General features: G+C 68.2%; 22 protein-coding genes. 7 read left to right on the top strand and 15 right to left on the bottom strand.

Going from position 1 to position 25,904, the window contains the following annotated elements:
* The first annotated feature begins 445 nt into the window (after positions 1 to 445).
* On the top strand, positions 446 to 1,801 hold the full coding sequence (locus tag BLT25_RS08270) for an MATE family efflux transporter (RefSeq protein WP_091044139.1): 1,356 nt from the start codon (positions 446 to 448) through the stop codon (positions 1,799 to 1,801).
* Between the two features lie 40 nt (positions 1,802 to 1,841).
* On the opposite strand, the gene BLT25_RS08265 is transcribed toward BLT25_RS08270, so the two are convergent.
* Together BLT25_RS08265 and BLT25_RS08260 are read right to left on the bottom strand one after the other, a co-directional pair.
* The gene (locus BLT25_RS08265; RefSeq protein ID WP_143033683.1) at positions 1,842 to 2,513 is read right to left on the bottom strand and encodes a hypothetical protein; all 672 of its coding nucleotides are present in this window, start codon (positions 2,511 to 2,513) and stop codon (positions 1,842 to 1,844) included.
* Positions 2,514 to 2,627: 114 nt separating this feature from the next.
* Positions 2,628 to 2,954 (bottom strand): helix-turn-helix domain-containing protein, encoded by a 327-nt coding sequence (locus BLT25_RS08260; protein ID WP_091044134.1) that lies wholly within the window; start codon positions 2,952 to 2,954, stop codon positions 2,628 to 2,630.
* A 148-nt stretch (positions 2,955 to 3,102) separates the two neighbouring features.
* On the opposite strand from BLT25_RS08260, the gene BLT25_RS08255 reads away from it, so the two are divergent.
* Positions 3,103 to 3,678, top strand: coding sequence for a DinB family protein (locus BLT25_RS08255; RefSeq protein ID WP_091044131.1), 576 nt, complete (start codon positions 3,103 to 3,105; stop codon positions 3,676 to 3,678).
* Between the two features lie 126 nt (positions 3,679 to 3,804).
* On the opposite strand, the gene rplI is transcribed toward BLT25_RS08255, so the two are convergent.
* From rplI to BLT25_RS08220, 7 genes are all read right to left on the bottom strand, one after another.
* Entirely contained in the window at positions 3,805 to 4,257 is a 453-nt protein-coding gene (gene rplI / locus BLT25_RS08250) for a 50S ribosomal protein L9 (RefSeq protein WP_091044128.1), read from the bottom strand.
* Positions 4,258 to 4,268: 11 nt separating this feature from the next.
* A complete protein-coding gene (gene rpsR / locus BLT25_RS08245; RefSeq protein WP_008355445.1) occupies positions 4,269 to 4,505 on the bottom strand; it encodes a 30S ribosomal protein S18 in 237 nt (78 codons plus the stop codon).
* A gap of 71 nt (positions 4,506 to 4,576) precedes the next feature.
* On the bottom strand, positions 4,577 to 5,173 hold the full coding sequence (locus BLT25_RS08240; protein WP_091044125.1) for a single-stranded DNA-binding protein: 597 nt from the start codon (positions 5,171 to 5,173) through the stop codon (positions 4,577 to 4,579).
* Between the two features lie 107 nt (positions 5,174 to 5,280).
* Complete coding sequence (gene rpsF / locus BLT25_RS08235) at positions 5,281 to 5,568, bottom strand: 30S ribosomal protein S6 (RefSeq protein WP_091044123.1); 288 nt, start codon at positions 5,566 to 5,568, stop codon at positions 5,281 to 5,283.
* 104 nt (positions 5,569 to 5,672) lie between these two features.
* The gene (locus BLT25_RS08230; protein ID WP_091044121.1) at positions 5,673 to 8,897 is read right to left on the bottom strand and encodes a heavy metal translocating P-type ATPase; all 3,225 of its coding nucleotides are present in this window, start codon (positions 8,895 to 8,897) and stop codon (positions 5,673 to 5,675) included.
* A 5-nt stretch (positions 8,898 to 8,902) separates the two neighbouring features.
* Positions 8,903 to 9,106, bottom strand: coding sequence for a heavy-metal-associated domain-containing protein (locus BLT25_RS08225; protein ID WP_091044118.1), 204 nt, complete (start codon positions 9,104 to 9,106; stop codon positions 8,903 to 8,905).
* A 33-nt stretch (positions 9,107 to 9,139) separates the two neighbouring features.
* Positions 9,140 to 9,460: a metal-sensitive transcriptional regulator gene (locus BLT25_RS08220; RefSeq protein WP_045550265.1), complete on the bottom strand. Its 321-nt coding sequence runs from the start codon at positions 9,458 to 9,460 to the stop codon at positions 9,140 to 9,142.
* A gap of 72 nt (positions 9,461 to 9,532) precedes the next feature.
* Here BLT25_RS08220 and BLT25_RS08215 point away from each other — a divergent pair, with 72 nt between their 5' ends.
* From BLT25_RS08215 to BLT25_RS08205, 3 genes are all read left to right on the top strand, one after another.
* The gene (locus BLT25_RS08215) at positions 9,533 to 10,327 is read left to right on the top strand and encodes a deoxyribonuclease IV (protein ID WP_091044116.1); all 795 of its coding nucleotides are present in this window, start codon (positions 9,533 to 9,535) and stop codon (positions 10,325 to 10,327) included.
* 203 nt (positions 10,328 to 10,530) lie between these two features.
* On the top strand, positions 10,531 to 12,570 hold the full coding sequence (locus BLT25_RS08210) for an acyltransferase family protein (RefSeq protein ID WP_091044113.1): 2,040 nt from the start codon (positions 10,531 to 10,533) through the stop codon (positions 12,568 to 12,570).
* 368 nt (positions 12,571 to 12,938) lie between these two features.
* Positions 12,939 to 13,559: a DUF5317 family protein gene (locus BLT25_RS08205; protein WP_143033682.1), complete on the top strand. Its 621-nt coding sequence runs from the start codon at positions 12,939 to 12,941 to the stop codon at positions 13,557 to 13,559.
* A gap of 215 nt (positions 13,560 to 13,774) precedes the next feature.
* Here the strand turns inward: BLT25_RS08205 and BLT25_RS08200 are convergent, their stop codons facing one another.
* The 4 genes from BLT25_RS08200 to BLT25_RS08185 all read right to left on the bottom strand — a co-directional run bounded on the left by BLT25_RS08200 (position 13,775) and on the right by BLT25_RS08185 (position 18,899).
* A complete protein-coding gene (locus tag BLT25_RS08200) occupies positions 13,775 to 15,667 on the bottom strand; it encodes a CHAT domain-containing protein (RefSeq protein WP_143033681.1) in 1,893 nt (630 codons plus the stop codon).
* A gap of 553 nt (positions 15,668 to 16,220) precedes the next feature.
* Complete coding sequence (locus BLT25_RS08195) at positions 16,221 to 17,717, bottom strand: S8/S53 family peptidase (protein ID WP_176883696.1); 1,497 nt, start codon at positions 17,715 to 17,717, stop codon at positions 16,221 to 16,223.
* Positions 17,718 to 17,787: 70 nt separating this feature from the next.
* Positions 17,788 to 18,300, bottom strand: coding sequence for a hypothetical protein (locus BLT25_RS08190; protein WP_091044104.1), 513 nt, complete (start codon positions 18,298 to 18,300; stop codon positions 17,788 to 17,790).
* Complete coding sequence (locus BLT25_RS08185; RefSeq protein WP_091044385.1) at positions 18,300 to 18,899, bottom strand: RNA polymerase sigma factor; 600 nt, start codon at positions 18,897 to 18,899, stop codon at positions 18,300 to 18,302. Before BLT25_RS08185 ends, BLT25_RS08190 begins: the two co-directional genes overlap by 1 nt.
* 290 nt (positions 18,900 to 19,189) lie before the next feature.
* Here BLT25_RS08185 and BLT25_RS08180 point away from each other — a divergent pair, with 290 nt between their 5' ends.
* Together BLT25_RS08180 and BLT25_RS08175 are read left to right on the top strand one after the other, a co-directional pair.
* Positions 19,190 to 20,353 carry a lipid II:glycine glycyltransferase FemX gene (locus BLT25_RS08180; RefSeq protein ID WP_143033680.1) on the top strand — a complete coding sequence of 388 codons (1,164 nt, stop codon included), beginning with the start codon at positions 19,190 to 19,192 and terminating at the stop codon, positions 20,351 to 20,353.
* Positions 20,354 to 20,360: 7 nt separating this feature from the next.
* The gene (locus BLT25_RS08175; RefSeq protein ID WP_091044102.1) at positions 20,361 to 21,413 is read left to right on the top strand and encodes an alanine racemase; all 1,053 of its coding nucleotides are present in this window, start codon (positions 20,361 to 20,363) and stop codon (positions 21,411 to 21,413) included.
* Here the strand turns inward: BLT25_RS08175 and BLT25_RS08170 are convergent.
* Both BLT25_RS08170 and BLT25_RS08165 read right to left on the bottom strand, forming a co-directional pair.
* On the bottom strand, positions 21,371 to 22,807 hold the full coding sequence (locus BLT25_RS08170) for a glycosyltransferase family 87 protein (RefSeq protein WP_091044100.1): 1,437 nt from the start codon (positions 22,805 to 22,807) through the stop codon (positions 21,371 to 21,373). The two genes, BLT25_RS08175 and BLT25_RS08170, sit on opposite strands and share 43 nt — an antisense overlap.
* A gap of 12 nt (positions 22,808 to 22,819) precedes the next feature.
* A complete protein-coding gene (locus BLT25_RS08165) occupies positions 22,820 to 25,360 on the bottom strand; it encodes a transglycosylase domain-containing protein (RefSeq protein WP_091044098.1) in 2,541 nt (846 codons plus the stop codon).
* Between the last annotated feature and the right edge of the window lie 544 nt (positions 25,361 to 25,904).

The following is a 25,904-nucleotide window of genomic DNA, read 5'->3' as shown; positions in this document are numbered from 1 at the left end:
ATCGTCGCGGCGTGATCTCGGTCGATTCGGTCCCACGCTACGGGTGGGCACCGACAGTTCTGCTCCCACAGTCCTGGGCCCACCCTGGACGACACCTCAAGTCTCCGCGACCCTACGTCGCAGACCACATCGGCGACAGCAGGTTATCCACAGGCCCTGGGGATAACCGGGGGATAGCGGTGGACGACACCCGGGTCATTGTGAACAGCCTGGGGAACTGCCTGTGCATAACTAGGGTCGCCCGATCGGTAAAGCCACTCTGACCTGCGACTTTGTTGTCCATAGGTTGTGGACGAAAGAAAGTTGGCAGCCTACCGGGATTCAACGCCGAGATCGTCGTACCCCGTTGGGCGTTTTGTCGACATAGCGCCGCAACGACGTTTTCCACAGGTTTTCCACCTGCCCTGAACAACGCCCCGCGCCGGCGGTGTTTAACCTTGAGAACGTGACGAGCCGGGCGGATGCGAAGAACTACTCGAAGACCGACCGCCGAGGCCTCGACAAGGAGATCTGGCGGCTCGCGATCCCCGCCTTCCTGGCCCTCGTCGCCGAGCCGCTCTTCCTGCTCGCGGACTCCGCGATCGTCGGCCACCTCGGCACCCGCGAGCTCGCCGGCCTCGGCGTCGCGGGCGTCGTGCTCCAGACGATCGTCGGTCTCTGCGTCTTCCTCGCGTACGGCACCACAGCATCGGTCGCCCGCCGCATCGGCGCCGGCGACACCGCCGGTGCGCTCCGGCAGGGCATCGACGGGATCTGGCTCGCGGTCATCATCGGGGTCGTCGTCACTGTCCCGGTGATGGTCCTGGCCGAGCCGCTCAGCCGGGCGGTCGGCGCGGGCGACGAGGTCGTCGGCCCCGCGACGACCTACCTCCGGATCGCCGTCCTCGGGGTGACGCCGCTGCTGATGATGCTCGCGGCCACCGGTGTGCTCCGTGGGTTGCAGGACACCAAGACTCCACTGGTCGCGGCGGTCGTCGCCAACGTGCTCAACATCGTGCTCAACCTCGCCCTCGTCTACGGCGCCGGGCTCGGCATCGCCGGTTCGGCGATCGGGTCGGTGATCGCGCAGGTGCTGGCGGCCGGGATGCTGACGTACGTCGTGGTGCGGGCCGCCCGAGGCCAGGGCGTGCCGCTGCGCCCGGATGCGCCCGGGATCCGTGCCTCCGCGCGGGCCGGCGTGGCCCTCGTGGTCCGCACGCTGACGCTGCGCATGGCACTGCTCGTCACGACGTACGCCGTCACCCATCTCGCCGTCGGCGATCAGGCCGTGGCGCTGGCGACCCACCAGATCGCCTTCACGCTGTGGACGTTCCTGGCGTTCGTGCTCGATGCGATCGCGATCGCCGCGCAGGCGCTGACCGGGCGGTCGCTGGGGGCCGGCGACACCCGGGAGACCCGAGCCATCACGGCCCGGATGGTGTGGTGGGGCGTCGTCATCGGGGTCGTGGCCGGCGTACTCCTGGCTGCTCTCGCACCGTTCCTCGGCGCCCTCTTCACCGAGGACCAGGCGGTCCGGGATCTGTTGGTGCCGGTGGTGCTCGTGGCGGCGATCGCGCAGCCGATCGCGGGCGTCGTCTTCGTGCTCGACGGGGTGCTCATCGGCGCCGGCGACGGGCGCTATCTCGCCTGGGGCGGAGTCTGGACCCTCGTCGCGTACGTCCCGCTCGTCGCCCTGGCCGTCGCCCTCGGCGGTGGGCTGGTGTGGGTGTGGATCACCTTCGCCGTCGGCTTCATGGGCGCCCGATTCGTGGTGCTGACGCTCCGTGCGCGGAGCGACCGCTGGCTGGTCACCGGCGCCTGAGCCCGCCGGCGACCAGCCAGTCCTCAGATCGGTCCGGACATCAGGGGTTGCTGGTGACCTGGATCGGGTTGTTGGCGGCGTCGGTCGCGCTGACCGCGTAGGTCGCCGCGAAGGAGACCTGGTCACCGTTCGAGATCCCGGCGACACCACACAGGAAGCCGGACACGTTGGACAGCGTCAAGGTGGGCTCGCTACCGCTGAGGGTGAGCGTGCCGGACGAGTCGCCGTTGGCGTAGGCGCCGGCCACCGAGCCGGCCGCGTCGAAGGAGCAACCGGATCCGCTGACCCTGGCCGAGACCCCGCTGATGTTGCCGGCGGTGGAGCCGTTCGCGTCGGTGTCACCGGTGGCGTCGAGCGACCAGGTGCCGGATCCGGTGACGGTGAACTCGATCCCCACCGGGCCGGTGCAGTCGGAGAAGGAGACGCTGGAGCCGTCGAGGGCCGCGATCCCGGTACCGCTGATCGCGGTGCCCGGGGTCGCGGTGCCGGAGATCGAGCTGCCGCTGCAGGTGACCGAGGCGCCCGCGGTGACGTCGGTGAACGTAATGCCGCTCCCCTGTGCTCCGAAGGCGACGCTCGATCCGGCGGCCGCGGACCCGGCGCTGAGGTTGTAGCTCGAGGCGGCGAAGGCTGCCGGTGAGGCGAGGCCGATCGCGGCGACCGCCGCGACGGGTACGACGGTGAATCTGGCCAGCTTGGACATGTTTGTCATGACACGCTCCTCTGGTGGTGGGGTCGGCCGAGGGTCTCGGCCGACGTTCACGCTAGGAGCGGGTCGGCGGGTGCGGGCTGGTCCAGACCAGGGAGCCGCACTATTTCGTTCATATCAACAACATGTGTCCGGGTTGCGTTGCGCTCGGCGCCGCTTGGCGTACGCCGCCTCCACCCGCCACCGGGGCAGCGCTGATCGCAGCGCCCGCATCATCGCCAGCCTCAGGGCCGGATCGTGCAGGTCCGGTCCGAGGAGCTCTCGGAGAAGGCGGACCCGGTAGGCCGCGGTCGACGCCGGCACCTGCATCCGCGCCGCCACGTCGGCAGGGCGATCGACGCCGTTGTGCAACATGACCTCGAGGGTCTCGCCGAGAATCCACCTGGAGTGCGGCTTGACCTCTTCGAGCTTCCCCAGCACGGCTCCGTTGTCATGGGTCAACATGGGGGACCTCCCGAGTGGCCGCCAGCGGATCCCCGATGATCCGCAAGAGAACAGGTTATAGATCGGCCTCGGGTCTCGATGAGGTTTCGGGACAACCGGTCCCAGTTACTCGGTTGCGCCGAACCCGGCTTGGGGCCAAGGTCGGAGCATGCCCGCGGACCCGAAGAGCACCCTGAAGACCTATATCGATGCGCGTCGCGAAGCGCTGATCTCCAAGGTCGAGGACCTGCCGGAGCGTGAGGCCAGGTTGCCGCGTACGCCGACCGGCACCAACCTCCTCGGCATCATCAAGCACGTCACCGGCGTCGAGGCCGTCTATCTCGGCGCGACGTTCGGCCGTCCGTTCCCGCATCCCGAGGAGCTGGTCTCGGACGAGGTCTTCGAGGTCGATCCGCAGGCGGACTGGTACGCCACCGAGGACGAGTCGATCGAGGGGATCATCGACCTCTACCGTCGGGTCATCGCCCACGGCGACGAGACGATCGAGGCGCTGGCGTTGGATGCCGTCGGCCACGTACCCCACTGGGGCGACGAGGAAGTCACCCTCCACCAGATGTTGGTGCACCTCTTCGCCGACCTCGCCGGTCACGGTGGACAGGCCGACATCCTCCGCGAAGAGGCGGACGGCGCCGTCGGCTGGCGCAGACCCGGCGACAACATCCCCTCGGAGTACGACTGGCCGGCGTACGTCGCGAAGCTGACCGAGATCGCTAACAAGTTCTAGCCGAAGCGTCACCCCCGCCGGCCGAGATGGCATCCAGGTGCCGGTTCGACCGACGTAAGTGACGTCTCGGCCGGAAAACGAACAGGCCCGCCTCCCGGAGGAGGCGGGCCTGGGTGAATCCCTAGATCAAGCGGGGACCACGTTGAGGGCCAGCTTGGCGGACACCTCGTCGTGGAGCTTGACGGAGACCTCGTGGGAACCGAGGGCCTTGATCGGGTTGCCCAGCGCGATGGTGCGCTTGTCGATCGACTCGCCGGTGGTCTCGGAGACCGCGGCGGCGATGTCGGCGGCGGTGATGGCGCCGTAGAGGCGGCCGTCCTTGCCGGCGCGGACCTTCACGTTGACCGTGCTGGCCTCGAGCTTGCCCTTGATCTCGGCGGCGTGAGCCTCGTCGCGCACGGAGCGAGCCGAGCGCGCAGCCTTGATCGACTCGACCTGCGACTCGGCGCCGCGGGTCCAGCGGATGGCGTCGCCACGCGGGATCAGGTAGTTGCGGGCGTAGCCGTCCTTGACCTCGACGACGTCACCGGCGGAACCCAGCCCGGTGACCTCCTGCTGAAGGATGATCTTGGTAGCCATGTCGATCCTCCTCAGCGACCGGTGGAGGTGTAGGGCAGCAGAGCGACCTCGCGCGCGTTCTTGACGGCGATGGCCACGTCGCGCTGGTGCTGGACGCAGTTGCCGGTCACGCGACGGGCGCGGATCTTGCCGCGGTCGGAGATGAACTTACGGAGCAGGGTGGCGTCCTTGTAGTCGACGCCGGTCGCCTTCTCCTTGCAGAACTGGCAAACCTTCTTCTTAGGCTTGCGAATCACTGCCTTGGCCATTGTGGTGCTTCCTTTCTAGAAGCCCGGCATGCGCCGGAATGGTTGAGGGATTCGGAATGTGGATCTGTTGATCAGAAGGGAGGCTCGTCGTTGCCCACGCCCGGGGTCGCCCACGGGTCGTTGGCCGGCGCGCCGCCGCCCGCGTTGGCGGGCTGCTGCGGAGCCGGCGAGGCCCAAGGGTCGTTGCCGGCCGGGGCCTGCTGGCCACCACCCTGGGGGCCGCCGTAGCCGCCACCCTGGTTGTAGCCACCGCCCTGGTTGCCCTGGTTGTAACCGCCGCCACCACCCTGGCCGCCGGACTGGCGGCTGGCCTTGGTGACCTTGGCGGTCGCGTAGCGGAGCGAGGGACCGATCTCGTCGCACTCGAGCTCGAAGACAGTGCGCTTCTCACCCTCACGCGTCTCGTAGGACCTCGACTTCAGGCGACCCTGAGCGACGACACGCATGCCGCGCTGCAGGGACTCGGCGACGTTCTCAGCAGCCTGGCGCCAGATCGAGCAGCGCAGGAAGAGGGTCTCCCCGTCCTCCCACCCGTTGGTCTGGCGGTTGAAGGTGCTGGGCGTCGAAGCAATCGTGAAGTTGGCAACGGCTGCACCGGACGGCGTGAAGCGAAGCTCCGGGTCGTCGGTGAGGTTGCCGATCACGGTGATGACGGTGTCGCCTGCCATGAGATCTCCCTTGAGTCTGATCTGGGTGTCGGTGTCGGTTCAGGAGTTGTTCCTCGTGCGACCAAACATAGGACGCACCGCCGACATTTCCGACGATGACATCCGCGTCACTTGGACGGGCGGATGACCTTCGTACGCAGGATCTGCTCGTTGAGGCCAAGCTGGCGGTCGAGCTCCAGAACGGTCTTCGGCTCGGCGGTCAGGTTGACGACGGCGTAGATGCCCTCGGCGTTCTTGTTGACCTCGTAGGCCAGACGACGGCGTCCCCAGACGTCAACGTTCTCGACGGTGCCACCATCAGTGGTGACGACCTTCAGGAACTTGTCAAGGGTCGGGGCGACGGTGCGCTCATCGAGGCTGGGCTCGAGGATCACCATTACTTCATAGGCGCGCATAGCGTTCTCCACCTCCTACGGACTCGGCGGCCATGGTCTCTCCATGGCAGGAGGGCTGATGCGATGTCCCATCTCCAATCTGTGGAGAGGGACGCGTCAGCGTATCAACCAGCGGAACCCGTGGCCGAATCCACGGCCTCGACCGTGAACGGCACCGTGATCACCTCGCCGTCGCCGAGCCGGAACTGGGCCCAGAGGCGGTAGAGGCCGGCCTTCGGTACGTCCAGGTGCAGCCCGAGCTCGGGCCCGAACGAGGCGCCGGGGACCGCCAGCTCGTCGCCCTCGGCGTGGCCGTGCACGAACGTCTCGCCGTCCGCGCTCATGACCACGACGTGGCCGGCCGCCCCGAGGTAGGGCTGTAGATCGTCGACAACCTTCCCGGTGCTGTCCTCGAACCGGCTGTCCTCGAACCGGAAGTGCAGGTCGCTCTGCTGGTCGGCGACCGGCGTGCCCTCGAGGGTGACGGTGAGATTGTCGACAGTCGACGATCTCGGGCTCGCCTCGAGCGGGACGGCAGGGGGCTGCGTACCTTCGACGGTGAGCTGCTGCCGGTCGAGCACGTCGGCCATGTCGGCCCGGCGCCGGAACTCGGTGTCGACGCGGTAGGTGCCTCCGGCGGGGAAGGTCACGTCGGTCTCGAGCTCGCCCGGTCGGCCGGTCGGCTCGGCGTGGAGGTGGCGGAACCAGGAGAGGTCCTGGCTGGTCACGATGACGTGCATCCAGGCCTGGTGGGTGCGACCGAGGTCGGTCACCGGGTCGCCGGTCGCGGCGTCCGTGACGAGGAACCGGAGCCCACCGTCGCGCCGCGTGATCGCGACGTCGATGCCCGACTCGGCGGAGGCGACGGGGGCGATGTCGACCTCGTGCATCTCCGTCATCGACGGCCGCATCGGGCTCATCCCCTGCGCCCACTCCAGGATCCCGTTCATCCCGCGCTGCGCAGGCTCGGTGCGCGACAGGTAGGTCAGGCCGGCCCCGATCGAGATCGCGATCACGGCCGTGACCAGGAGATATCCACCGTCGCGGACGCGCGTGACGAACCCCCGACCGGCGTACGCCTCAGGGGTCTCGGGTCGGCGGAAGCCACGCAGACGCAGGGCGTTGGTGACCACGCTGACCGAGCTCATCGCCATGGCCGCGCCGGCGAGGACCGGGTCGAGGAGAGCCAGCGCGGCGACCGGGATGAGCAGCACGTTGTAGGCGAACGCCCAGAACAGGCCCTGCTTGATCGTCGCTACGGTGCGCCGGGAGAGCGCCAGCGCGGTCACCACGCCGCGGAGGTCACCGCCGACCAGGGTGATGTCGGAGGCCGCCAGGGCGACGTCGGTGCCGGTGCCGATCGCGATCCCGACGTCGGCCTGAGCCAGTGCCGGGGCGTCGTTGATCCCATCGCCGACCATCGCGACGACCTTGCCCTCGTCCTGGAGCTGCTGGATCCGGGCGAGCTTCTGCTCGGGCAGCAGGCCGCCGGCCGCGTGGCGTACGCCGACCTCGTCGGCCACCTTCGCCACCGTCGCGGCCGCGTCGCCGCTGAGGATGTGCACCTCGACGCCCGAGTCCTCGAGCAGACGCACCGTCTCCTTGGCCTCGTCACGGACCTGGTCCTCGACGCGGATCGACCCGGCGTACGCCCCGTCGACGGCGACCAGGACCGCCCCGTTGTCGGCGACATCGATGCCCTCATCGGCCAGCATCGCCGAGTTGCCGACGACGACCCGGCGCCCGTCGACGATCGCGCTGATTCCGCGCCCCGGGTGAGCCTCAAACGCCGAGACGTCAGACGCGTCGGCCGAAGCGTCACGTACGTCGGCCGAGGTGGCACTCGGTGACGTCTCGGCCGACCGGGCTGACGCTTCGGCTCTGGTCTTGAGGGCGGAGGCGAGGGGGTGGTCGCTGCCGGTCTCCGCGGCGGCGGCGATCCGGACCAGCTCGTCGCGAGTCCAGCCCGGCGCCGGACTGATCTCGGAGACCTCCGGCTTGCCGTGGGTGATCGTGCCGGTCTTGTCGAAGACGATGGCGGTGACGGAGCGGGCGCGCTCCAGGGTCTCGCCCGAGCCGACGAGTACGCCGAGCTCGGCGGCACGGCCGGCGCCGACCATGACGGCGGCCGGCGTGGCCAGGCCGAGGGCGCAGGGGCAGGCGATGATGAGGACCGCGATCGCGGCGGTGACGGCGCTGGTCAGGCGCTCGGCGTCGGGGCCGAGGACCAGCCAGCCGACGAACGTCAGCGCGGCCACGACGAGGACGGCCGGCACGAACACCTCGGAGACCCGGTCGGCCAGACGCTGCAGCTTGGTGCCGGAGCCCTGGGCCGACTCGACCATGGCGATGATCTGCGCCAGCGTGGTCTCGGAGCCGACAGCGGTCGCCTCGATCTCGAACGAGCCGGTCTGGTTGATCGTGGCGCCGATGACGATGTCGCCCTCGGCCTTCCGGACCGGGTCGCTCTCACCGGTGAGCATGGACTCGTCGACGTAGGACGCTCCGGCGACGATGCGGCCGTCGACCGGGATCTTCTCCCCGGCGCGTACCCGGATCCGGTCGCCGACCTGCAGGTTCGCAACCGGGACAGTGACGTCGCGACCGTTGCGGACGACGGTGGCCGTCTCCGGCATCAGGCCGACGAGGGCCTTGACCGCATCGGCGGTACGCGACTTGGCCCGTGCCTCGAGCCAGCGGCCCATCAGCACGAGCGCGACGATGACCAGGGCGGTCTCGAAGTAGAGGTGGAGCGGCAGGCCCCACGCCTCGGCCTGGCCCATCCACAGGGTCACGAAGGCGCTGTAGGCGAAAGCGATGCCGGTGCCGAGCGTGACCAGGGTGTTCATGTCGACCGATCCGTGGCGCATGCCTCGGACCGCCGCGACGTAGATGTCGCGGCCCGCCCACCACTGGGTGACCGCGGCGACCACGAGCACGATCGACATCACCGGCTCCATGGCGTCGACGGGAAGCGGGACGTACATCAAGGCCATCAGGCCGAGCCCCACCGCCAGGGCCGTGACCCACCGCCGCTTGAGCTGGACGAGCTCGGTCTCGCGACGTACGTCCCGATCGTCCTCTGCGTCAGGCTCTTGTGGATTGTCGACAGTCGACGATCTCAAGACAGCCTGATAGCCCGCCTTCTCGATGGCGGCGCTGATCTCGGCGAGGTCGGTGCGGGCGGGGTCGAAGTGCACGAGGGCGGTCTCGGTGGCGAGGTTGACGTTTGCGTCCTCGACACCCTCGACACGGCTGATGGCCTTGGTGACGCGGCGCACGCAGCTCGCGCAGGTCATGCCCTCGATCTCGAGCTGTTGCTCGGTCGGGTTCGCGGCGGTGGGGGTCATCGTGATCAGGCCAGCGAGTAGCCGGCCTCTTCGACGGCCGCACGGATGGCGTCGTCCGAGATCGGCTCGGAGGCGGTGACGGTGACGTTGCCGGAGGCCAGGTCGACGTCGACGTTGCTCACGCCGGCGATCTCGGTGACCTCTTCGGTGACGGAGGAGGCGCAGTGTCCGCAGGTCATACCGACGACAGTGAAGTTCTGGGTGCTCATGAGAATCTCTCTGGATTGTTGGATTGTTGACAATCAGGACCGGACGAGGCGAGCGATGGCGGCAGAGGCCTCGGCGAGCTTCTCGTCGGCCTCGGCGCCACCGTTCTGGACCGCGCCGGCGACGCAGTGACCGAGGTGCTCGTCCAGGAGCCCGAGAGCGACCGCCTGGAGCGCCTTGGTCGAGGCGGAGACCTGGGTGAGGATGTCGATGCAGTAGGCCTCGTCCTCGACCATCCGCTGCAGCCCGCGCACCTGACCTTCGATGCGCTTGAGGCGCTTGAGATAGGCCTCCTTGTTCTTGTTGTGGAGGTATCCGTGGTCCGCGTGGCCTTCGTGCCCGGTGTGCTCGTCCATGGTTTCTACCATACCCCCGTAAGGTATGAAGTCAAGCCAAAGGATGTCGGTGCCGCGTCCTAGACTGGGCCCATGGCTGTTGCGATCGGTGCCCACGTAGACCAGACCGACCCCGTCGCCGAGGCGGCCGCGCGCGGCGCGAGCCTGGTGCAGTTCTTCCTGGGCGATCCCCAGTCCTACAAGGGCCCGGTGGTGACGTACGCCGACGGCGCGGCAGCGCTCAAGGCCCGCGCGGAGGAGCAGGGCGTCGATCTCTACGTCCACGCGCCCTACATCATCAACGTCGCCACGACGAACAACCGGATCCGGATCCCGAGCCGCAAGCTCCTCCAACAGCACATGGACACCGCGGCCGAGGTCGGCGCCAAGGGCCTGATCGTCCACGGCGGTCACGTCAACAAGGACGACGACCCCGCGAAGGGCTTCGACAACTGGCGCAAGGCGATCGAGGCGACCGACATCAAGATCCCTCTCCTGATCGAGAACACCGCAGGCGGCGACAACGCGATGGCGCGCTACCTCGACCGGATCGCGGGCGTCTGGGAGGCCATCTCCACAGCCGAAGGCGCAGAAAACGTCGGCTTCTGTCTCGACACCTGCCACGCCCACGCCGGCGGCAACCCGCTTGAGACGGTCGTCGAGGACGTCCGCAAGATCACCGGCCGGATCGACCTGGTCCACTGCAACGACTCGCGCGACGAGTTCGACTCCGGCGCCGACCGCCACGCCAACTTCGGCGCCGGCCGCATCGACCCCGATCTCCTGACCCAAGTCGTCCGCGACGCCGGCGCCCCGGTGATCTGCGAAACCCCCGGTGGCGCGAAGGAGCACACGAGCGACTTTGCCTGGCTCCGAGACCGACTCTGACCGATTCTCACCGAATCTTCACTTCTGACACCCGAGTCTTGAGTTGTGGCGGACGAAATCGCGCATTGATCCGCCACAACCGAAGATTCGTTCGCAAGAACTGCGCTCTCGCTCACCAGAGGTGAAGATTCGGCTGAGGAATCGGCTCGCCCAGTGGGACTTCGACTATGACCCAACAGGGCCATTGACATATCGTCCTCCGAATGAGTTCGAACTGGCGCGCCGATGTTCAAGGTCTCCGTGCAGTCGCTGTCGGGCTGGTGATCGCCGGCCACGCGGGGCTCTCCGGGTTCGAGGGCGGGTTCGTCGGAGTCGACGTCTTCTTCGTCCTCTCCGGGTTCCTGATCACCACGTTGCTGCTGCGTGAGACCGACCGCAGCGGCACCGTCAGCATCAGCCAGTTCTACGCCCGCCGCGCCCGTCGGATCCTGCCGGCGGCCACCGCGACGATGCTGGTCGTGCTCACCTACAGCGCGATCGTCCTGCCCCAGACCCGCACCGACCAGATCGCCGGTGACGCGGGCTGGGCAGCGGTCTTCCTGGCCAACGTGCACTTCGCCAAGGAAGCGGTCGACTATTTCAACACCGCCGCGCCCTCGCCGTTCCAGCACTACTGGTCACTCTCGGTCGAGGAGCAGTTCTACGTCGTCTGGCCGTTGCTGGTGCTCGCCGTCGCGCTCTGGATCCCGAAGCACCACCGCCGTCGCGCGATCACCGCGCTCGCCGCGCTCGTGGCGGTGGTCAGCCTCGCCTGGTCGCTGCACCTCACCAGCGTCGACCCGACCACTGCCTACTTCTCCACCCCGGCCCGCGCCTTCGAGCTCGCCGCCGGCGCCCTCCTCGCCTGCGTCGCGGGCCGGTTGGCGAGCATCAAGAGGCCGTACGCGACAGCCCTGGGCATCGCCGGCGTCGGCACCCTCGTCTACGCCACGGCGAGCTTCAGCGAGGCGACCCACTTCCCGGGCTGGCACGCCCTGGTGCCGGTGCTCGGTACCGTCGCGCTCCTGGTCGCCGGCCCCGCCACCCCGACCGGTTGGCTGCTCTCGAAGCAGCCGCTGCGCTACCTGGGTGACATCTCGTTCAGCCTCTATCTGTGGCACTGGCCGATCCTGATCCTTGCCCCCGAGGCGATCCCCGGCGGTGGCGTACGCCAGCTGCTGATCATGCTGGCGCTCATCCTGGCCGCCTCCGCGGCGAGCTACCACTGGATCGAGATGCCGTTCCAGCGCCACAAGATCCCGCACCTCACCAAGGGCCGCCGCGCGCTCGCCCTCTGGCCCGCCGCCGCTGCCCTCGCCCTGGTCGCAGGCACGAGCTCGCAGGCGTACGCCGGCTATCAGGTCGACGTCGCCAAGGCCAACGCGGAGGAGTGGTTCCAGGAGAACCCCGACGTCCTCGACACCGACGACAAGCCGGTCACCGGCGTCCTCAAGACGACCGTCAAGGCCGCCGAAGAGGGTGCCCCGCTGCCGCCGGAGGCCAAGTTCGACGCCTCCGACTCGTGGGCCGAGCGCGGCGGCTACTGCTACGCGGGCTACGGCGAGACGAAGCTCGACGGCGACTGTGTCTACGGCGACGGCAAGGCCGACCGCACCGTCGCCGTCGTCGGCGACTCCCACATCGGGATGTGGCTGCCTGCCCTCGACACCCTCGCCGAGCGCCAGCACGTGAAGCTGGTCCCGTTCGTGAAGCTCGGTTGCGCCGCGTACGGGGTGAAGCAGAAGTCCTCGAAGATGACCGTCGCGGAGTGCGAGGACTTCCGGAAGTGGACCAACGAACAGATCACCGAGCTCAACCCCGACACGATCGTGGTCGGCGCCCGCGGCATGCTCGACATGGAGGAGCGCGACGGCGTCTCGACCGAGGAGCAGTGGCGCGAGGGCGTACGCCACGGCGTCAGTGCCTTCGAGAAGATCACCCCGGACGTACGCGTCTTCGCCGACGTTCCCTCCGTCGACGACGACCCGGGCGAGTGCCTCTCCGACGCCCGCAACCTCCTCGAGGACTGCGTCGTGAACGCCGAGGGCACCGAGGTCGACTCCAACGAGGTGACGCAGGAGGCGCTCGACGGCACCGAGGCCGCGTACGTCGACATCGTCGACCTGGTCTGCTCCGAGCAATGCCCGCTCGTCGTCGGTGACGTCGTCACCTACTACGACGACTCCCACATCACCGCGACCTGGGTCGATCGGGTCACCCCGGCGCTCGGCAAGCGGCTCGGCCGACTGGACCGTTCCGCCTAGAACACATTTCAGTTCTGCGGCGGCCGAAGCATTGCCGTGGCACCGGCAGAGCGGAAGAATCGAAAGTTGCCGGGCGGGGCAGTCATCCCCTCACCGCCCCGCCCGGCCCACGTTCAAGCCGGACGCGGGTTGGGCATCCCCCTAGTGCCCAACCCACGCTGCGGCCCCGAAACCGCCAGCCTCCCCCAAGGCGGCGGCGCCAGCGTCCGAACCGAATTCCCCCGAATCTCGGTCCGGACAGCCCCAAGGAGTACGCGGGAGACCGCCTGATACACCGGCTTCGGACTTTTCTCGTCGCTGGCGTTCATGGCGATGAAAGTTGGGAAACGCGCCCCCGACGGCCTTCTTGCGCTGCTACGTTGCTGGGCATGCCGGGCCCAGGAATGCTCACCCTGATGGTGTTGCCCGCCCTGATCGGCCTCATCATCGTCGCCCGCCCGAAGGTCGCGACATCACTGACGAGGTTGCGAGGAACCTGGTTGATCGCGCTTGCGGCCGCACTCCAGTTCGTGCAGAACAACGGGTGGTGGCCCGAGGAGTTTCCGGAGACGACGGAGCGGCGCCTCTACGCAGTCCTGGTCGTCGGCGTCGCAGTGAGCTTCTCCTGGCTGAACCGTTCTTTGTCATCTACCACGACGGGCTCCTGGGCGCTGTTGTTGATCCCGGTCGGCGCGGCGTCGAATGCCATTCCTATCGCCGTACTCGGAGCGATGCCATACAGCCTTTCCAGCGCGCATCTTGCTGGATACTCGAACGCTCAACTGGCCGCCGAGGCCTCGGGGTACGTCCAACTGGGCGACGTGGCTCCCCTCTGGACCCCACTCGCGGACCTTCTCCCGATCCCCATCCTGATGAAAGTGATCAGCATCGGCGATGTGTTCCTTTTCGCCGGCCTGGTCCTCTTGGTGATCGCGTGTTCGAGCATGAACACCGAGAGCACCTTGGAATCAGTCGCCGATCCTGACGGCGCCGCCCGACCGTCGGTGTGATCAGCACCGATTCGTTCTCTACCCCACGAGAGGAGGAACCGATGTCTATCAACGATCTGAAGGCACGCATTTGCCTCGCGGGCGCGACTATCGTGCCAACCGCACTTGCCGTCTATGCGCTCGCAGCGCCGCTCAACGATCCACACTGAGCTAGGTCAAAGGGTGGGCAGGGACCCTGTAGTCCTTGCCCACCCGGCACATAGGCTCCGCCGCCCTTATGAGAAGCAGACGAACGGGGCCGGCGGGGCGTCGGTGGTCGCGGCGGGGAGGGACTCGGCGAGGGCCTCGGCAGGAGCAAGGCCCTTCGCGAGGGCACCGTGGAGGCGACTGAAGACCTCGTACGCAGCCTCGTCCGCCACCACGGCCGGAGAGGCGATCACGGCGCGGGCGCCGGCGTGCAGCCAGGCGCCGACGAGCCCGATCAGCTCCTCGCCCCAGCGGATCGTCGACCGCCCGACCTCGCAGGCGGAGAGGAGGACGACGTCCGGGACGGCGGCGAGGCCGTCGATGTCGTATCCGTACCAGGTCCCGTCGGCGAGCTCGAGGCCGGAGAAGAGCGGGTTGTCGGCGGAGTGGTGGCCGTGGGCGGCCAGGTGGAGTACGTCGACCTCGGCCGCCAGCGCGGACACCGCCGCCGCGGTGGCGTCGGTGCCGGTGAGCGTGTGGGCGCCGGACCAGGCAGTGGCGCTCTTGGCGACCTCGTCGGCGGCGCGCATGACGCGCGGTCCGGCGACGAAGCCAGCCTTCTGGGTGCGCAGCGGGGTGTGGGCGCGGCTCAGCCAGGCGGTGGCGCTCTGGGCGACCGTGACCGGTCGGCCGGTCAGGCCGGGCAGCAGGGTCCATGGAACCGCCGCCAGCACGGCTGACGGGGTCAGGACGACCGGGCGGTCACCGATCTTCTCGAGAACAGGGGTGACGAGCAGCCCGGAGAGCTGCTGGAGTCGCACGGTCAGGTCACCACGTACGGCAATACCGAGCGGGCCCGGGAGGTCGGTCGCGGCGACGTCGAGATCCGGCAGCAGGCCGCCCAGAAGCGACCCGAGCGCAGCCTGGTCGCCGAGGTCGATCCGGGTGGCGGAGTCGGCGGTCGCCACGACTGCGACGAGGCGACCGGCGGCAACGACGTAGGCGACGAGAACATGGTCGCCGATGCGTTCGTGCAGGTCAGGAAGGCCGACCGGATCGGAGACCTGACCAGATCCCTTGACCCGCCAGGCTCGTTGACGAATCTGCTCACGCAGCTCGGTCTCGCGCTCGGGCGACACCTCACCACGCAGCTCGGCCAAGTCTGCGGCGAGCTGAGGGTCGGACGGCGGCCGCACCGGCTGTACCCGGGAGGCCAGCATCCGCGAGCGCTCCGACCACTCGAAGAGCACATCGGTATCGCCCGACTCGACGGCCAACTCCAGGCCGCGCCTCGCCAGGGTGCGACCGTGCCCGGCGACGTTGGTCTGCAGGTCGAGGCTGCCGAACGAGCTCTGCCACAGGTGGAAGTCATCGAGTCCGGCCCGCAGCTCGCGAAGTCCTGTCACCGCACGACCGGCGGCAACGGCCAGCTCGGCACGGAGCTCTCGCTCCAGGAGGCGTACGTCGATGGGCGCCTCCGGCGGGACCGGACCGATCACCCTGCCACTCGCTGGTCTCGTCGGCAGGCCGGCGTTCTCGGCCGAATGGATGCGCGCCAACCGAGCCTGCATGCGGACCCGAAGAGCCGGCCAGTTCAGGCCCTGCTCCTCGAGCGGCCCGGCCAACGCCTCGCCGTCCTCCCTCGGATCTTGCCCTGCGGTCACCGCCGCCTCGAACGCCACCGCCCGCGCACGCAGGGCCAGCCCTGTCGCTCTCGCCTCCTCGAACCAGCCCAGCGCTGAGCGTGCCACCCTCTCCGCCTCGACGGGATCCGTCGCCACCATGTGCGACGCCAGCACCAGCTCAGCCTCCCCCTGCCGCTGCCGCTGGCCCTTGGATCCGTACGCCTCGGCTGCCTGCCGCAGCATCTCGCCACCCTGCCGCGTCAACCCCGCCGCCATCAACACCTCGGCCCGATCGGCATCGCATACCGCCTTCACCAGAGGACCGGCGGCAGCCTGGATGTCATACGACGACTCCATCAGTGCCAGTGAGCCAACCAGGTCGCCGGAAAGGAAGAGCGCGTACGCACGGTTGTGATCAGCCTTCGCTGCCGAGACATCCACGCCAGCGTCGCGAAAGTGGCGAGCCGCAGTTTCGAAGTCCTCAGCTGCAGCCACCACGTCGTGACGGTCGAGGTAGACAGTCCCTCGGTTCAGGTACGCCTTTGCAAGGTCGGAAGTGCTCCTCGAGTTCTCCTCGAGTGCTTGGATCGACTCATCAAACGCCGCCAGGGCATCGTTAGCGCGACCAGCACGACGAAGGAGTGTCGCGCGTTGCTGAAGTAGGACCCCGCGCGTCTCGCTGCTGAGCCCCGCGAACAAAAGGGCCCCGTCATTGAGTTCTAGGGCACGCTCCAAGTCAGACGTGTCAGCCTCGAGATACGCCAGCGTGGACTCGATTCTCGCCAACAGACCCGTATCCACCGCTGCCCGACGCGCGCGCTCTAGCAGACGCTTGGCCTCAGCGTTCTTTCCCGAGCTAAGTGCTACGACGCCAAGCTGGTGAAGTTCAGCCGAGTCCTCGGTCTCCATGTCAGCGGGCTTCGGTGCCTTGCCTTAGAGACGTCAGGCTCTCGAGCGCCGACCAGGCACGCTTGACGTCCTGCTCGACTTCGCCAGCGCGGCCACTCTCAAAGAGAGCCTGCGCGATCTGGCCAGCAAGCAATGGTGCCGCGAACGACGTCCCGCTCCAGGTTCCGAATCCACCTGTGAAGTCATCCGGGTCGATCGACGCCCGCGACCTCCCCATGAACTCAGTCGCGATGGATGCCTGATAGCCACCTTGGAAGGTCGGTGGGAATGTGCTCACGACGCCAGCTCCACGTTCGTATGCTCGAACCCACGCGCCCGAGTTACTGAAGACCGCGTCTGTGCTGCCGTTCGGGTTGAGTGCACCCACGGAGACAACCGGAAGTACGTCGGGCTTGAGGTCGATCGGCCCGTTGCCGTCGCTCCAAGGCGCAAAGGCAGCCGGGAAGAACGGTCGCGCGGTGCCGTCGTTGCCCGCCGAACAGACCACCAGGGTGCCATTGGCAGACAGGTCGGCCAGAATCTCGTAGAGAGTGCAGTCAAACAACTCGTCTTCCGGCGTCTCGTGGTAGTAGCCCATCGACAGATTCAGAACGTCGATGCGCTGGCCATGCGGGTCGCCAGCACGATACAGACGCACGAGTTCTGCGATCTGGGCCAGGGCGGTAATCCAGTCGGTCTCTGCAATGGGGCCGTTCGGCGGAACGATTCGCCATGAGAGGATCTCGGCGTCAGGGCACGCCTGGTGAATCAGCCCCGCGATGAAGGTTCCGTGCCCCGCTAGCGGGTCGATCACCCCGTTGAGCGGTCCGACCTGGTCTCCATCGATCTCCGAGTTGGGGACCCCGGCGGGCCAGCCGATGGGATGTTCGCCGAGACGTACATCGCGTTGCACGAAGTCGAGCCACGGGTGCGGACCACAGCCGGTGTCCAGCACGGCCACGACGGGACGCTCCCGTCCAGCCAGTTCCTCTTCACTCAAACGCCGGGGCGGCCTCCCAACGAAAGCCACCGGCTGGCGCCCACCGGTGGCAAGCGGGTCGTAACCGTAGTTCGGCGTTGGTTCGTTGTGGGGAGTGGGTTCGTTGTGCGGAGTGGGCTCGTTGTGCGGAGTCGGTTCGTTATGGGGAGTCGGTTCGTTATGGGGAGTCGGCTCGTTATGGGGATCCGGAACGAGGACATGCTCCAAACTGATCCCGCACGCACCATCACGGCTCGAGGCCCGCAGATACTGCAGAACGGTCCATGCATCAGGCGCCTGAGCCGCCTTGCCTGGCCGCACCCCAAGCCGCACGCGACGCACGCCGAACCGCAGCCCGATTGAGTGCGGCGGCTCCTCCTCGGCGACGGCACGCCAACCGAGTCCCTTGGCGACCTTCTCGATCCGATCCAAGGTGTCCTCGAAGTCAACCGACTTGGACACAAGCAGAACAGCCGAGGAGTAGATGGTGGAACGCGCCGAAACGCCGTCGACTGCGACCGCGTTGGTCGGGTCGAGCACACGTGCCTCGGTCGATCCGTATGCCACTGACAACCGTGGCTCACGCTTGGAATGCACTGTTACTCCTGGGTCAGATCTCGAACGTGGGGGTGAGAAAGGCAGCAGAGCCGTCGGCGGGCTCGAAGCGGAGCCGGATGAGACCGGCGGGCAGCGAGGTGAGCTCGAAGCGCCCCGAGGCGCCCAACGTCACGGCGACGATCGGCGTACGGACTTCGTCGGCGCGGATGGCGCGGACGGTCATGGGCGAGCCGGGGACGACCCAGCCGTCGAGGCGGGCGGTGGTGTCGGTGTCGGAGGCGACACGCACCAAGACATCGACTCCGGACTGCGCGAAGCGCAACGTATAGGCGGAGCGGGCGGAGGCGGGAGCGGCGGAGCGGACCCCGGCGGCCTCCACATCAGAAGACGACTCCACCAGGAGCATCAGCTCCAGGTCGAGCCCGAGTCCGGACTCCTCGGCGGCGCCGGCGGCGGCCGCCTGCATCCGGGAGATCAGGCCGCCGGGCACCGGATCACCGGACACATAGGCCTGCCGAACCAGGCCGAGCAGCTCCTCGCGTGTGGGCTCCTCCGAGCGACCCATCACGACACCCCCTCGTTCTCAAGTGCATCCCGCAGCTTCCCGAGACAGCGGCCGCGGGTGGGGCCGATGCTGCCGATGGGCATCTCGAGCTCTTCGGCCAGGCTGGCGTAGTCGGGCCGGTCGGAGAAGGCGACCACGCGCAGCAGCCGCCGACACCTCTCCGGGAGCGACTCCACAGCTGCCCAGATGAGCGCGTTGCGGTCACCCTCGACGACCAGCGACTCCGCGGAGCGCTGCGTCGGGACACGGGACTCGAGGGCCTCGTCCTCCACGGGTACGTCACGCCCGGATCGCTTCGCGACCCGCCAGGCCTCACGACGCGTGGTCAGGGTGAGCCAGGCACCGACGGCTGCGGTGTCGAGGATCGAGGAGTGCTTGCGTACGAAGCTGAGCCAGGTGTTCTGGACGACGTCCTCGGCCTGCTCCTGGGTGAGCCGGTAGGAGCGCGCGACCTGCCACAAGACGGGCGTCATCGTCGCTACCAGCTCGTCGAGGGCGGCGGAGTCGCCGCTGAGCCAACGGTCGAAGTCGGCTGTGGCCCGGGACCATACGGTCGCGGGTGCGTCGGCATGCCCGACCCCGCGTCGCACCCGTGTCACAGTCCCCTCCTCGACCGGCGGCCTCCGGATCGGCGCGGAGCCGCTGCGGGGCCAGATGACGCGCGGGCGCGCCATCGTGGTGGTCATAGTTGCTGTCACGGCAACAAGGAGGTCAGGCCCCAAGCCGTGATACATCTGGTCGCCGACAATAGCGGCTCAGCGCCACGGACTCACTAGGGAGCGGGGCGATTGTCCCCACATTGGGGCGCTGAGAGGCTCGCCGACAGTGCTCCCGGCAAGCGCGACCACCGGGATTCGGCCCCACCGCCGGAGCGGGTAGCCTTCTGCGGGTGAGTCTCACCGTGCGCCCCATCACCGCTGCGGAGCATCTCGCCTTCATCGAGAAGCAACCCAGCGTGAGCTTCCTCCAGACCCCGTCGTGGGCCCAGGTCAAGACCGAGTGGCGCTCGGAGTCGGTCGGATGGTTCGACAGCCTCCAGGGCGGTTCCATCGTCGGGGCCGCGCTCGTGCTGCACCGGCCGGTCCCGAAGCTGGAGCGGTTCACCCTCGCCTACCTGCCGGAGGGCCCGAGCATCGACTGGTCGGGCGACCTGGCTCCGTGGCTGGAGCCGCTGGCGGCGTACCTGAAGAAGAACGGCGCCTTCGGCATCCGCATCGGACCGCCGGTCACCACAGCGACCTGGAACGCCAACCAGGTCAAGGACGGCATCGCCGACGACACCGTCCAGCGGCTCAACCAGCTGACTCCGACCCACCGCGATGCGACCGGCGCACGCGTCGTCTCGCAGCTGCGGGCGGCGGGCTGGCGGCTCCAGTCTCCCGAGGACGGCTTCGGCGCGGGGCAGCCGCAGTACAACTTCGTCATCCCGCTGGCGCACGAGGACGGCACCCCGAAGACCGAGGACGAGGTCCTCAAGGGGATGAACCAGCTCTGGCGCCGCAACATCAAGAAGTCGGCCAAGATGGGCGTCGAGGTGACCGTCACCTCCCCCACCAACCCTGCCGACGGCGACTTCGAGGGCGACCTGAGCGCATTCCACGATCTCTACGTCCACACCGCCGCGCGCGACCACTTCACGCCGCGGCAGCGGAGCTACTTCAGCACCATGTTCTGGGCGATGTCGAACGAGGATCCGGAGCGCATCAAGCTCTTCCTGGCCCGACACGAGGGCGACCTCGTCGCCGCGACCATCATGGTCCGCGTCGGCAAGCACGCCTGGTACTCCTACGGCGCCTCCTCGACCGAGAAGCGAGACGTACGTGGCTCCAACGCCCTCCAGTGGGCGATGATCCAGGACGCCATGGCCGCCGGCGCGACCACCTACGACCTGCGCGGCATCACCCCGACACTCTCCACCGACGACTCCCACGTGGGGCTGATCCAGTTCAAGGTCGGCACCGGTGGCCAAGCGGTGGAGTACGCCGGGGAGTGGGACCTGCCGCTGAACAAGCCGATCTACACGGCCTTCGATGTCTACATGAAGAGGCGCTGATCACCGTATGCCGCTGAAACTGACCGTTGACGCCGATCGCTGGCGCAAGCACGTCCAGACCTTCGCCGAGGCGACTCCTGGCCTGGTCCCGGTGGCGAAGGGCAACGGCTACGGCCTGACCCTGCGCAAGCTCGCCCACCAGACCGAGTGGCTCAACAGTCTCGGCACGGGCGTCGACACGCTCGCGGTGGGCACCTACAACGAGGTGTGGGAGGTGGCGACCCGGTTCAGTGGCTCGATCTACGTCCTGACCCCGTGGCGGCCCTACTCGCCCGAGATCAACCCGGAGATCGCCGACCGGATCATCCACACCATCAGCCGCCCCGAGGACCTGCCGCTGCTGCTGGAGCGCCAGCCCGGCGCGCGGGTGATCCTCGAGCTGGTCACCTCGATGCGGCGCCACGGGATGACGCCGAGCGACCTGTGGCCGACCGCCGCGGTCGCCCGCGAGCACGCCCGTTTCGAGGGCATCACCATGCACTTCGGCCTCGACGGCGGCTCGCTCGCCGAGGTACGCGCCCAGATGGACGCCGTCGTCGGCGCCGAGGCGAAGACGGTGTGGGTCTCCCACCTGAGCGCCAACGAGCTGGCCCAGCTGCGCGCGGCCTACGGCGACATCACCTTCCGGCCCCGCGTCGGCACCGCGCTGTGGCTCGGTGACCGCGGCGCGCTCACCGTGACCGCGACCGTCGAGGACGTACACCCGCTCGAGCGGGGATATTCCTACGGCTACCGCGGCCGCACCGCGATGCGCGCCGGTCATCTGGTGGTCGCCTCCGGCGGCACCGCCCACGGGATCGGGCTCGAGGCGCCGCTGGGCGACACCCACCTGCGCTCCCGCGCCCTCGCGGTCGCCCGCGGCGGACTCGACGCCATGGGACAGTCGCGCTCGCCCTACACGCTCGACGGCAAGGCGCTCTGGTTCGCCGAGCCGCCACACATGCAGGAGTCGATGCTCATGCTCCCCTCGGGCGCGCGCGTGCCCGAGGTCGGCGAGGAGCTCGAGGTGCGGGTGCGCTACACCGCGACCTCGTTCGACGAGATCGTCCTGGATTCCTGAGCCTCCGCGCGAGCCTCGGTCCACCGGACCGGATCGCGCCACGGCTCGTAGATCTCCCGGACCACGACCACGATCAGATAGATCTCGGCGGCGACCCGGGCGAGGATCGCGAACCAGTAGACCGGCTGGTCCCCACCGCTGCCGGCCAGGATGTCGGCGAGATACCACCAGACCGCGACGAAGTAGAAGAGCTCACCGGCCTGCCAGATGAGCTGGTCACGCCAGCGTGGCACGGCGAGGACGGCCAGCGGCAGCAGCCACAGGACGTACTGCGGTGAATAGACCTTGTTGACCAGCAGGAACCCGGCGACGATCAGGAAGCCGAGCTGCGCCAGCCGTGGCGTCTCGCGAGCCGTCAGCCCGATGATGAGTACGCCGCTGCACCAGGCGATGAAGAAGGCCCAGGAGACGAGGTTGACCGTCTGCGCCGAGATCGTCGCGTCGCTGGCCTGCTGGACGACGAGCCACAGCGAGCCGAGGTCGGGGCCGCGCTCGGAGTTGAAGCTCCAGAAGACCTTCCACTCCTCCAGGCCGGTGGCCATCGCGGGCAGGTTGGCGAGCACCCAGGCGAGGACCGTTGCCAGGGCGGCGACCGCCAGGTCGTAGTAGCGGCGGCGCCGGATGCAGATCACCACCAGCCCGCCGAGCAGGAAGAGCGGGTAGAGCTTGGTCGCGCAGCCGAGTCCGATGAGGATGCCGGTCAGCAGCGGCCGATCTCGCGACCACGCCCACAGCGCCCCGGCCACGAAGACCACGGCCAGCATGTCCCAGTTGATGATCCCGGTCGCCGCCAGCACCGGGGCTAGCGCGAACGCGGCCGCGTCCCAGGGCCGTCGGCGGTGCGTACGCGCCAGGAACCAGGCCGAGAGCAGCGCCGCGACCGCGAAGCCGATGACGTTGACGACGATGAAGGTCCGGATCTCGTGGTGCATGCCTGGCTGACCCCAGAAGCTGGAGGTCTCGACGAGATGGCGCTCGTCCTCGTCGGGAGTGTCGGTCAGCCAGTCGGTGACGTGGGACGTCGCCCAGGCGTAGTAGGAGATGCCGACCGGATACTCCATCACCTGCTGATAGCGCGCCCGGACCTCAGGATCGGAGGAGTAGGGCCATTCCTGCTCGGCCAGTCCACGGTCGACGTAGAGATAGGGCAGGTCGGAGTAGCAGAAGTGGGTGTATCGGGTGTCGCCGTTGGTCCAGGTGGCGTTGTAGCAGGTCTGCTTGGAGACCATCCCGATCGCGAACGTCAGCGAGGTCAGCAGCAGCAGCAGGCCGACCGCGCTGAACCAGCGCCGTCGGCCGTGTGCGAGTCCCCCGAGAGGACCGCCCACCGCGGTGGAGGCGGTCCGGACAACCGGATCCTCCGCCGTGGGGGCGGTCACTGGACCATCAGTCACGAAGTAAGTGCCCTATTCGGTGGTAGCGCCATTGCCGCCCCCATTATTGCCATCCGCCGGTGGCGAGGACGACTCGCAATCGCCGAACCAGTCGCACGCGGTCTCGGTCACCGTCGGATCGGTCGCCTCGGGCTCGTCGGGGGTCGCCGACGGGTCCGGGTCACCGTCGGTGGCGCCATCCGTGGGACTCTGGCTCTCCTCCGGCTCCTCGATCGGGATGCAGAGACCCTTGCGCTCGTCCTTCTTGGAGCAGTCCGCCGACTCGGTCGGGGTGGGGGTCGGGGTGGCGGTCAGCGAGGGTTCGTGGCCTTCCATCGGCGCCTCGCCATCCATCCAGGCCGGCTCCGGGAACTCCTCGATGTCGAGATCATCGGTCAATGCGCCCATCATCGTGGCCCAGGTCTCGGCTGGGTAGCCGGCTCCGAAGTAGGAGTCGAGCCAGCCGTCGAGCTTGCCGGCGCCCTTGCCACGGACGTACATCACTGCCGTCGCGAGCTGCGGGGTATATCCCGCGAACCACGCCGAAGACACGTCGCCGTCGTCGTTGGTCGCGGTGCCTGTCTTGCCTGCAGCCGGCTGGCTGATGCTGCTGACGGTCTGGCCGGTGCCGTTCTTCACGACCTGTTGAAGCGCGTAGGAGGTGTCATCGGCGGCGTCCTCGGACATCGCCCGTTCCTCGCCGTCGCGCTGGTTCCACTCGTAGGCAACGTCGCCGTCGGCGTCGACCACCTTCGAGACGACGTGCACCGTGTTTCGCATGCCGCCGTTGGCGATGGTCGCGTAGGCGTTGGCCATGTTGATCGGACTCATCCGGCCCTTGCCCAGGGTGATCAGATAGTCCTTGGCGTAGAAGTCCGTGGAGAAGGCAGGCATCGAGCGGTAGTCCGCCGGTGCGTCCTCAGCCTCGTCTGCCTGCGGCGGCAGGCCCGACTTGACCGCCATGTCATAGACATCTGCGCTGCCGTTGGGCAAGGAGGTCGACATCTGGACGAACGACGTGTTGACCGACTCCTCCATGGCCTTGATGCCGGTGATGTGGTCGCCGTAGCCGTGACCGGTGGGGTCCGCCGCGGTCTGGCCCGAGTTGCGGACCACTCGGTCAGTGCCCGGGATCTCCCAACCGCCCTCGCCGGTCCAGGTGTCCTTGAGCGAGTAGCCCGCCTCAAGCGCAGCCGCCATCGTGAACGGCTTCATCGTCGAACCGGCCATACCGCCCGAGGCCGCCCAGTTGATCTGGGAGTCGAGGTAGTCCTGGCCGCCGTAGAAGCCCTTGAGGGCACCGGTCTTCACATCGACCGTGGCGGCACCGACGTGCAGCTCGTTCTCGGGGTGCTTTGCGCTGACCGCCTTCTTGTCGCTGGGGCGCACGTCCCTGACGGCGTCCTCCGCGGTCTTCATCGCCTTCGCGCTGAGCGTTGTGGTGACCTTCAGCCCCTTGCTGTCGATCTCCTCCTCGGTGAAGAGGGGGTTGCCGTTCTCGTCCTTGAGGGACTTCAGCTCGTTCTTCACCAGGGTCAGCGCGTGACCCTTCTGGCCGCCGAGGCGGCTGTCGGCCAGCGGCTTGGGGAACTTGGGCAGCGCCTCCTTGGACTTCTCGAGGGTGGCGTCGTCGTACTTGCTGAGCGCCTTGCCCGAGGCCTGGAGCTCGCCCATGCCCTTGAGGACGTACTGGTAACGGCCGAGCAGCTCGGTGCCGCCGGAGTCCTTGCCTTCCTTCTCCGGGTCGAAGCCGTTGGGGTTGTTGAGGATCGCGGTCAGCGCCGCGGCTTCCTTGATGTTGAGGTCCTTGGCCGACTTGCGGAAGTAGGTCTTCGCGGCGGCCTGGACGCCGTAGGCGCCACGGCCGAAGTAGACGGTGTTGAGGTAGCCGGTGAGGATCTCGTCCTTGGACTTCTGGCGGCTGATCTTGAGCGAGATCACCGCTTCCTTGACCTTGCGCGAGTAGGTGCGCTCCTGGGTCAGGTAGAGGTTCTTGACGTACTGCTGGGTGATCGTCGACGCACCGCCCGCGCTGCCGGTGGTGGCGTTGGTGAAGAGCGTGCGCGCGATGCCCTTGAGGTCGATGCCGTTGTTCTCGTAGAAGCTGCGGTCCTCGGCCGCCACCGCGGCGTCCTTCACGAGCGCGGGCATCTCGTCCACGCTCAGCGCGTCACGGTTCTGGTCGCCCGCCTGGAAGCGGCCGACCTCCTTCTTGCCACCGGCGTAGTAGACGAAGCTCGACTCGGCCTCGAACGCCGCGTTGGCGCTGGGGACGGAGATCATGTTGTAGGAGATGATCACCGCGCCGCTGCCGATCAGCGCCATCACCAGGGCGACGATCGCCGCGATCTTGCCGACCTTGCGGGCCAGAGCCTTCTTGTCCAGCCCCTCGTCATCGAAGCGGCCGTTCGGCGCGCCGGCTACGGAGTTGGGGTCACGCGGCCCGCGACCGCCGCCGCCGCGCTCGGGACGTGCGGGCCGCTGACCGAGACGGTCGACCGGGGGCTCACCGGGACGACGGGGTCCCGGCGGGTAGGGCTGCCGCTGACCGGGTCGGGGTCCGCCCGGAGGCATCGGCCGCTGGCCGCGGGGCTGGGGGCGACCACCTGAGGGCGCGCCCTGGGGAGCGCCCTGCGGGCGGCGCGGAGCCGGCGGTCGACCGCCTGGACCACCCTGAGGTGGGCGCGGTCCGCCCTGGGGTCGTCCTTGCTGCCCGCCGAGATCGGATCTACGGGGACTGGCACTGCGGGGGCTGGGCCTCTGAGAAAAGCCGCCGGATGGGTCGCTCACGGGTGTAGCACTGCTCCTGTGACTGCCCGGCACGTGACCGGACGGGCTGACACTGACAATCCCCCGACGTCGCTGAATCCCCCCGAGGGAATCCCATCAACCTGACGCGCGACGCTTGCCTGGCCTTCCCCGGGTGGGTCCTCGGGTAGGTGAACGGCAGCCATCAGCGTACGCAATCGACGCTAGCGCTCCCGCATCCACGCCCAGCGCGCGTCGAGTCACCCGACGTCAACAGTTCGGTGACGGTTGCATCGAAGTGGTCTCGTCCGGCGTATTCAGACAAGACTTAGGTCTCTATTTGCCATCGCGGATATATCGGTACGATAGG

Origin of the sequence: Nocardioides sp. YR527, assembly GCF_900101045.1 — a bacterium.
Taxonomy (GTDB): Bacteria; Actinomycetota; Actinomycetes; order Propionibacteriales; family Nocardioidaceae; genus Nocardioides.
This window is presented reverse-complemented; position numbering and strand designations above follow the sequence as displayed.